The sequence below is a fragment of the Roseovarius halophilus (ex Wu et al. 2025) genome (genome assembly GCF_047086965.1).
The window spans coordinates 1-8,145 of the sequence record NZ_JBKOTX010000214.1; the positions used below are offsets into that span (position 1 = coordinate 1).

The 8,145-nt window shown below is 60.4% G+C and carries 8 protein-coding genes; 7 read left to right on the forward strand and 1 reads right to left on the reverse strand.

The features are described 5' to 3' along the window. From ACH107_RS27075 to ACH107_RS27100, 6 genes are all read left to right on the forward strand, one after another. Positions 1-636, forward strand: a 636-nt coding sequence (locus ACH107_RS27075) for a PD-(D/E)XK nuclease-like domain-containing protein (protein WP_412508776.1), incomplete at its 5' end; no start/stop codon positions are given. Continuing rightward, positions 633-1,736: an AAA family ATPase gene (locus tag ACH107_RS27080; protein WP_412508778.1), complete on the forward strand. Its 1,104-nt coding sequence runs from the start codon at positions 633-635 to the stop codon at positions 1,734-1,736. The genes ACH107_RS27075 and ACH107_RS27080, both read left to right, overlap by 4 nt. Further along, positions 1,733-1,927: a hypothetical protein gene (locus ACH107_RS27085; RefSeq protein WP_412508779.1), complete on the forward strand. Its 195-nt coding sequence runs from the start codon at positions 1,733-1,735 to the stop codon at positions 1,925-1,927. Before ACH107_RS27080 ends, ACH107_RS27085 begins: the two co-directional genes overlap by 4 nt. Then, positions 1,924-2,223, forward strand: a complete 300-nt coding sequence (locus tag ACH107_RS27090; RefSeq protein ID WP_412508780.1) for a hypothetical protein — start codon at positions 1,924-1,926, stop codon at positions 2,221-2,223. Before ACH107_RS27085 ends, ACH107_RS27090 begins: the two co-directional genes overlap by 4 nt. Positions 2,224-2,232: 9 nt before the next feature. Further along, a complete protein-coding gene (locus tag ACH107_RS27095; RefSeq protein ID WP_412508782.1) occupies positions 2,233-2,529 on the forward strand; it encodes a hypothetical protein in 297 nt (98 codons plus the stop codon). Beyond that, a complete protein-coding gene (locus ACH107_RS27100; protein ID WP_412508784.1) occupies positions 2,522-2,719 on the forward strand; it encodes a helix-turn-helix transcriptional regulator in 198 nt (65 codons plus the stop codon). The genes ACH107_RS27095 and ACH107_RS27100 overlap by 8 nt, the downstream gene beginning before the upstream one ends. A 212-nt stretch (positions 2,720-2,931) precedes the next feature. On the opposite strand, the gene ACH107_RS27105 is transcribed toward ACH107_RS27100, so the two are convergent. Then, on the reverse strand, positions 2,932-3,426 hold the full coding sequence (locus tag ACH107_RS27105) for a hypothetical protein (protein WP_412508785.1): 495 nt from the start codon (positions 3,424-3,426) through the stop codon (positions 2,932-2,934). A 518-nt stretch (positions 3,427-3,944) separates the two neighbouring features. Between ACH107_RS27105 and ACH107_RS27110 the strand changes: the two genes are divergently transcribed. Continuing rightward, positions 3,945-7,958 carry an Eco57I restriction-modification methylase domain-containing protein gene (locus ACH107_RS27110; RefSeq protein ID WP_412508787.1) on the forward strand — a complete coding sequence of 1,338 codons (4,014 nt, stop codon included), beginning with the start codon at positions 3,945-3,947 and terminating at the stop codon, positions 7,956-7,958. The last annotated feature ends 187 nt before the right edge of the window (positions 7,959-8,145 follow it).

Genomic DNA, 8,145 nt, shown 5'->3' on the forward strand with positions numbered 1-8,145 from the left:
GTCGCGAACATGGTTGATGCCGCAAGGATGCAGTTGACCTCGATCGGGATCGGCGATGTGTTCGCCCGCGCGATCGGCCACGAGGTGACGTTCATCGCGCCGGTCGAAGAAACATTGTGCAGATGCCGCGCCGATGCGTTGTCCGTCGAAAAACTCGCAGGACAGCCGCTGCTCGTGGCCTACGACTACAAGACCACGGCGCAGATCCCCACGGATACAGATGTGCCGCGCCTGCTGGCGAACATGGCCTATGACATACAGGACGCGCACTACACGGCGACGATCGCGGCGGCCACCGGACTGCCCTGCGAAATGCGCTTCGTCGTGCAGGAGAAAACGCCACCACATCTTCTGACGGTTGTGCGCCTGTCACTGACCTGGCGCGAGGACGGCCAGCAAAAGGCAGCCCGCGCCCGCGAAATCTGGTCGCGTTGCCTCGCCACGAACACGTGGCCCGGGCTTTCCGGCGACATGATCGAGGTAGACGCCCCACCGTGGCATGCGACGGAATGGAGCCACAAACGAGTCGCGATAGACGATGCGCGCCAGCGGTTCGGCCACGACATTCTCGCGCGTGCGTTCCAGTTTCAGGCACCGGCGCCGACGGCACCCGCTCTGCCGGAGGACAGCCAATGACACGCTTCATCCCGGTCGAAGAAATAAACCAGCCGTTGACGATCAGCATCGGCCTGTCCGGCGGGTCCGGCACCGGCAAGACATATTCCGCGCTTCGCCTTGCGCGCGGAATCGCAAAGGAGAAGGGCGGCGAAAAAGCGCGCATCGGCTTTGTCGACACCGAGAACAGGCGGGCGCTGCACTACCGCGGGGAATTCCCCGAAATTGCGCATTTCGACATGCAGGCCACCGATGAAAACGGCGCGTCCCTCGGGTATGGGCCGGAACGGTGGATCAAGGTAATCGACGCGGCCGAACAAGCGGGCCTGCCCGTCGTAGTCATCGACTCGTTTTCCCACGCATGGGAAGGCGTCGGCGGCATTCTCGACATTCATTCCGAGACCCTGAACGACCTGACCGGCGACGATCAGGACAAGGCGGATCGCATGAACATGCTGGCCTGGGCGAAGGTCAAGCCGCGATGGAAGCGTCTGGTCGACCGGATCGTCCGGGCGAATGTCGACCTGATCCTCTGCACGCGTGCAACCGCCGTGCCGCAAAAATGGAGCCGCGAAAAGCGCCGCGAGGTAAACGCCTTCAAGACAAAGACACGCCGCGAGGACGTGCCGTGGAACCCGAAGATCGACGCCGACCTCATGTTCGAGATGACGGCGATGATGGTGCTCGATCCGTCCGCGCCGGGCTGCCCCGTCTTCCCGATCAAGGAGCCGGACCAGATCAAGGGCCTGTTCGACACGTCGCGACCGATGGATGAAGAAACCGGCCGGTTGTTGGCGAAATGGTCCTTGACGCAAGGCGGCGCGGCCAATCGCAAGGCCGTGCTGGACGCGGCGCGCGACGCCGCCCGCGGCGGCAAGCAAGCCCTGCAAAACCACTACAAGGGCCTGCCCGATCACGAAAAGAAGGTGGTGATGGCAGACCTGGACGCCATTAAGGGCATCGCGATCGAGGCAGACGCACGCGCTGCCGAGACGCAGGACGGCAACCTTTTCACCGATGAATCCTCCGAGACAGACCGCGAGCGCGCAATGGAAGGGGCCCGCCGCGCGGCAGAGGCCGAAGCGCAGGCCCACGTAGGAAACAGGGGAGACGACTCATGATCCTTTCCACGCACGACAAGTACGCGGCGGTGCGGCGGGAAATCCGGCAACGCCGCCGGGTTTACCCTCGGCTGATCGAGCAGGGCAAAATGAGCCAAGCGGACGCTGACCGGGAAATCGCCATCATGGAGGCGATCGCAGACGATTACGACACGAAGGCCGACATGTTCGCCCAGAGGAGGCAGGGATGACAGGAGACAAGAAACGACCCCATTATCAACAGATCGCGGACATCGAATACGAGCTGGCCAAAGACAAAGCGGCCCAGGAAACGCGGCGCTCTATCATCACCCATGAAATGATCGGATGGCCCACACCAGAGAATGACCGCCACCCACCGCATGGCAGCGGCGCATGGGCGCACACACCGCCGCCGACACGCCACCCGTTTCTTCGTCTGGCGCTCGCTATTCTGCCGGTGTTGCTCTGCATCGCGGCGCTTGGCTGGGGCGTGGCGCTCATCCTGATCATCCTGTTTCAGACTTAAGGAGGTGACATGCCGTACATGGACGAAGGGACTGGCTGGCAAAAAACCGATACCAGCCATGCTGCTGCGGCGGCTGTCACATCCGGGGCCGGACGGCTTCGCGACCTCGTGCTTGGCGTGCTTGCCCAGACACCCGAGCCGGTCAGCACAGAAACGATCGCGCGGCTGACAGGACATGCCTTTTCGAGCGTGCAGCCCCGGGTGTCGGAATTGCGCCGCGACGGTCTGATCAAGGACAGCGGAAAGCGCGGAAGGACCGCGCAAGGGCGATCCTGCATTCTCTGGGAGGCCGTTGCTCATGACTGACCATCAACCAGAATTTGTCCGTATCAGCCAAGTGCAGTCGATATTCGGCGTATCGCGCGCAACGCTCTACCGCGCCGCCCAGCGCAACGAAATCACCATCCACCGGCGCGGGCCTATGTCCTTCATTTCTGTGAAGGAAATGCGACACTGGATCACAGGAAGCAAAAATGGGAACTTGCACCCCGAGTAAAGCTGGCGTTTTCACCCCAGCGGCTGCAACTGCCACCGTAACTTGTACCTCTGCCACCGGCCAAATTGCGCTCATCATCACACCGTGTTCGACCAATTTGAAAAGACATAGCTACGATGTTGGTTCGTCTCCCAAGTCTACTGAATGAAGGGATATTACCGTTAACCCTCGCCGACAGTTAGCGTTCTCTTCTGTAATGAAAACGTAAAGGATTACTGGATAACGGTCGGCACGCAGGACACACTGAGGTCTGGCAAGGCATTTAAATCTTTTTCTAGGAGCGCGTCCTGGTCCTGACCTCGAGCATCATAAAACCTTGAGCAAGCACTCTCCAGTGGGGGGTATTTTCCGGAGCTTTTTGCATGCCTGTCGCACCCTTTGAAGGCGAGCTCCTCCAAGTCGCTTGCTTCTTGTTGTAATTCTGTTCCAAGGCGGAGTAGATTGACAGCCACATTGTCATCCACTTCGTAATTTTTGTAATTCTCTGAAAAACTGACAATTCCTGTTATCACTTGGTCGAGGCTAGTTTTACGGTTGGTGGTGTTTTCGTATGTCGGCATTCCAATAAGAGCTTCATTCCTATTGATCTCGATTTGCGCATTCAGTTCCAGCGCGACAGTTGCGCATTCCTGTGCTGTAGAAAACTGCGGTGCCCCCTCTTGAGCGCCATTAATGGCGAGCGATACCAGCACCCATTTAACATCCATATTAGACCCCTATTGCTAAAATGATCTGAGACCTCACAGATTAACGGTATGACCGTTCAGTGTTGGCGCTCTAGCGCCTGGCCGGCGCGGCCAATTATACAGCGCAAGCAGCGTAGCGCCAACGCATCGGCTCGTCCAGTCAGATGATCTTGTGATCGGCGATCTAGGCGAGAACACATGTGAGCCAAGCGTGGGCTCAACCTTTTGTTATAACAAGATAAGAAGTTTTCACGCGATGCCAGAGCTAATTTATCAGCGATAGTGCTTGGAGTTCGCGGCGGCACCAAAGCACGCTTGGCCGACGCTACATTTCGGCGGCCGGCGAACGAACACGAAATACCTGAAGCGCAATGCGAATCTGAATTCTGCCGATAGAGCGCGGCATTGCACATGCAGGCATTCGATTTGCTTGCTAAGGTCGGTTGGCGAGAATCAAGGGGCGCAGTATCTTGAGCAGTGAATTCGCCAGACAAGGCAGCCTTTTCACGTCTGATTTTCTGACGGAGTCGATCCGCGGCATGACAGAGTGGCCCGCTCTGGATGACCGGGAACTCGAGGTGTTGGAAGATCGGCTGAACTCCATTTATTCCAATTTCCCGACCAACCAGACCCCGAACGAAAGCCAGACCGAGGACGATCTGATCTGGCCGGTACTGGAAGCACTGGGATGGAGCGACAGCCTGCGCCAACAGAACCTGTCCCCCAGGGGCCGCGAGGACTTACCCGACGGCCTGCTGTTCGAGAATGCCGAGACCAAGGCCAAGGCGAATGACCGCCCAGAAGAATGGAAGCGGTATGAATTCGGGCGAGCGGTGGTCGAATCGAAACGCTGGGGCCGGCCCCTGGATAGGCGCTCGGGCCGTCGGGGCGAAGAAACGGCGCCGTCAACGCAAATGCTGCGCTACCTGCGGCGCATTGATGATGTCACGCTTGGTAACCTCAGATGGGGCATCCTGACCAACGGCGCCAAGTGGCGGTTGTATTTCTCGGGCGCGCGCTCGGTCTCGGAACAATTCTTCGAGCTGGACATCGCCGCGATACTCGACATGCCGGGCCACAATGACGGCCTTTTCGCGCTGAGCGCGGAGGACCGCGCCCATTGGCTGACCGTCTTTTACCTGATCTTCCGGCGCGACGCCTTTGTGCCCGTCGGGGCCGATCCGCGCACCTTCCACGAAAAGGCGCTTGAAGAAGGCCGCTTCTACGAAGAGCGCGTGGCTGAAGACCTGTCGAACAAGGTCTTCGGCGAGGTTTTTCCCGATCTGGTCCGCGCCATCGTCAAGGCCGCGCCCGATGCCGACTTGCAGGAGGTGCGCGAAGCGGCGTTGATCCTGCTCTACCGACTGCTCTTCATCCTCTACGCCGAGGACCGCGACCTTCTGCCCGTTCGTGACACCCGCTATGATGACTACGGTTTGCGCAACAAGGTCCGTCTCGACGTGCAGGAGCGCAAGGACCGCGACGATACCTTTTCGGAAAGCGCCGCGCGCTACTGGGGCGCCCTGACAGACCTGTTCATGGCCATCGACAAAGGCGACGCCTCCATCGGCCTGCCGCCTTACAACGGCGGCCTCTTCGATCAGGACCGGCACACGATCCTGACCGAAATCCGCATCCCCGATGCCGTCATGGCCCGCGTGATCGACGCCATGTCGTTCGAACGCACGCCCGAGGGGCGCAAATACATCAACTACCGCAACCTTTCGGTCCAGCAACTCGGCTCGATATACGAACGCCTGCTGGAATACGAGGTGACGCGCGACGAGGGCGAGATCACAGTTCGCCCCAACATCTTCGCGCGCAAGGGGTCCGGCAGCTATTACACCCCCGACGATCTGGTCCAGCTTATCCTGACGGAAACGCTGGAGCCGCTGATCGACGCGCGCAAGCGCGCCTTCCGCGACAAGATCAGGGAACTGGAACAGGGCACCCTGTCCAATGACCGCAAGATCGGCGTGCTTGAAACGCTCGACCCGGCCAGCAAGCTGCTTGACCTAAAGATTTGTGACCCGGCCATGGGATCAGGCCACTTCCTTGTCAGCCTTGTGGACTTCATGGCCGATCAGGTCATCACCGCCATGGCCGAGGCCGAGCTTGAGGTGCCCGCCGACTGGGGCGATTACATCTCGCCCTTGAGCGAGCGGATCAAGACGATCCGAGGGACGATCCTATCCAACGCCGATCAGCGCAACTGGACCATCGACGTGGATCAGCTCGACGACCGTCACATCATCCGCCGCATGGTGCTCAAGCGTTGTATATACGGCGTGGACAAGAACGCCATGGCGGTGGAGCTGGCCAAGGTGGCGCTGTGGCTGCACACCTTCACCGTGGGCGCGCCGCTTTCGTTCCTCGATCACCACCTGCGCTGCGGTGACAGCCTGTTCGGATCGTGGGTAAAAAAGGGCATCGACAAGGCCGCGACCTATGGCACGCCGCTCCTGCTGCATGAGCCGATGAACCGCGCCCTGCGCGCCGCCTCCAAGATGCAGATCGTTGAAGGGTTGACCGACGCCGAGATCGCCGAGGCGCATCGGTCGGCAGACGTGTTCGCCGAGGTCGAGGAGATGACCGCGCCGCTCGATGCGCTGCTCAAGCTCATCCACGCGCTCGACTGGCTGGGCATCAAGGACAAGCCCGGCAAGGCCGCGCTCAAGGTGTTCTTCGATGGTCAGTTCGGCGACCCGCTGGCCATCGCCATGGGCAAGCGCGACCCCAAGATCAAGCGCGAGGCCGACCAACGCTTTGCCGAGATACTGGACGAGGCCCGCACCCTGATCGCCGAGGAAAACTTCCTCAACTGGCAAGTCACCTTCCCCGGCATCTGGTCGGACTGGGAGGGCGAGGCCCTGACTGGGGGCTTTGACGCCGTGGTGGGCAACCCGCCATGGGACCGGATGAAGCTGCAACAGGTGGAATGGTTCGCCGAACGGCGGCGCGAGATCGCCTTTGCACAACGCGCGTCCGACCGCAAGAAAATGATCGCCGATCTGGAAAAGGCCGGTGATCCGCTTGCGGAGGATTATGCCAAGGCATCCCAAAGGGCCGAGGCCGCAACGCGCATGGCGCGCAAGGGCGGCGATTATCCGCTATTGTCCGGCGGTGACGTGAACCTCTATGCCCTGTTCGTGGAACGCGCCATGACACTGGTGCAGCCCACGGGGCTTACGGGGCTGATCGTGCCGTCGGGCATCGCGTCCGACAAGACCGCCGCGCCGTTCTTCAAGAGCGTGGCGACCGAGGGGCGGCTCAAGGCGCTGTATGACTTCGAGAACAAAAAAGTCTTCTTTCCTCACGTTCACGCGTCGTTCAAATTCTGCGCCTTCGTCGCCAGCCCCTCGCCAACGGCAGATGAGGCGCAATGCGCCTTTTACATGCACAACGTGGCGGAGTTGAACGACCCCGAGCGGCGCTTCACCCTCAGCGCCGCCGACTTTGCCCGCGTGAACCCCAACACCGGCACCGCGCCGATCTTCCGCTCGCGCCGCGACGCGGACCTGACCACCACGATCTACGGCAACGCCGTGCCGCTGGTGGACCGGTCCTCGGGCGAGGTGGTGAAGGCATGGCCGGTGAAATATGCCACCATGTTTCACATGACCAACGACTCCGGCCTGTTCCGCACCAAGCTGGAACTGGAGGAGAAGGAAGGTGCGTATCCCGTTGGCGGCAACCGCTATGACAGCGCGGCGGGGCCATGGGTGCCGCTTTATGAAGGCAAGATGGTGCAAGCCTACGACCACCGCGCCGCGAATATTGTCGTGAACCCAGAAAACCAGCACCGACCGGCGCAGCCTTTTCCCGCAACCGAGGATCAGCACAAAGACCCGTCTTGGTTACCGGACCCGCAGTATTGGGTAAATAAGAGCGAGCTACATGGCACGCCTAATTTCCCGTGGTGCCTCAGCTACAAGATGATTACCGCGTCAACAAACATGCGCACGCTAATTGCCGCCGCGCTCCCTCAATGCGGTGTTGGTAACTCAATGGGCATAATGCTGCCCGACGCCGATACCGACGGTTTCAAGCGTGAGGCAGCCTCAATCTTGGGCACGATCAACTCCACGCCTTTCGATTACGTTCTCCGACAGAAAATTCAGGGGCAGAACACCAACTGGTACATCGTCGAACAGCTCCCCGTCATCCCGCCCGAGCGACTCAACGCCACCCGGTTCGGCCCGAAAACCGCCGCCGAGGTCATCCGCGCGGCTGTGTTGGAACTGACCTATACCGCTCATGACATGGCCCCCTTCGCCCGCGACATGGGCCATGTGGACGAGGCGGGGGAAGTCAAGCCGCCCTTCATCTGGGACGACGCCCGCCGCCTCGACCTGCGCGCCAAACTCGACGCGGTGTTTTTCCACCTCTACGGGATCACCGGCCGCGACGAAATCCGCTACATCTATTCCACCTTCCCCATCGTGCAGCGACAGGAGGAAGCCGAATACGGCACCTACCGCTCGCGTGATTTGTGCCTTGCATGGATGAACGCGCTCGCCGCCGGGAACCCGGACGCGGAGATAGAGCTGTGAACGCCGTCGCGCCCCCACCGGCCCTGAATGAGTCGCGGGATACCCTTTTGCGACCGAGTATCCCAGATCAGACAGGGCATTCCCCAGCGACGACAAAACGGGGGCGCATTGTGGGGCGGCCACCATAGCCGTGTTGAATTATCACGTATTATCAATAGATTAACGGGGTATTTTGGTGCCCCCAGAG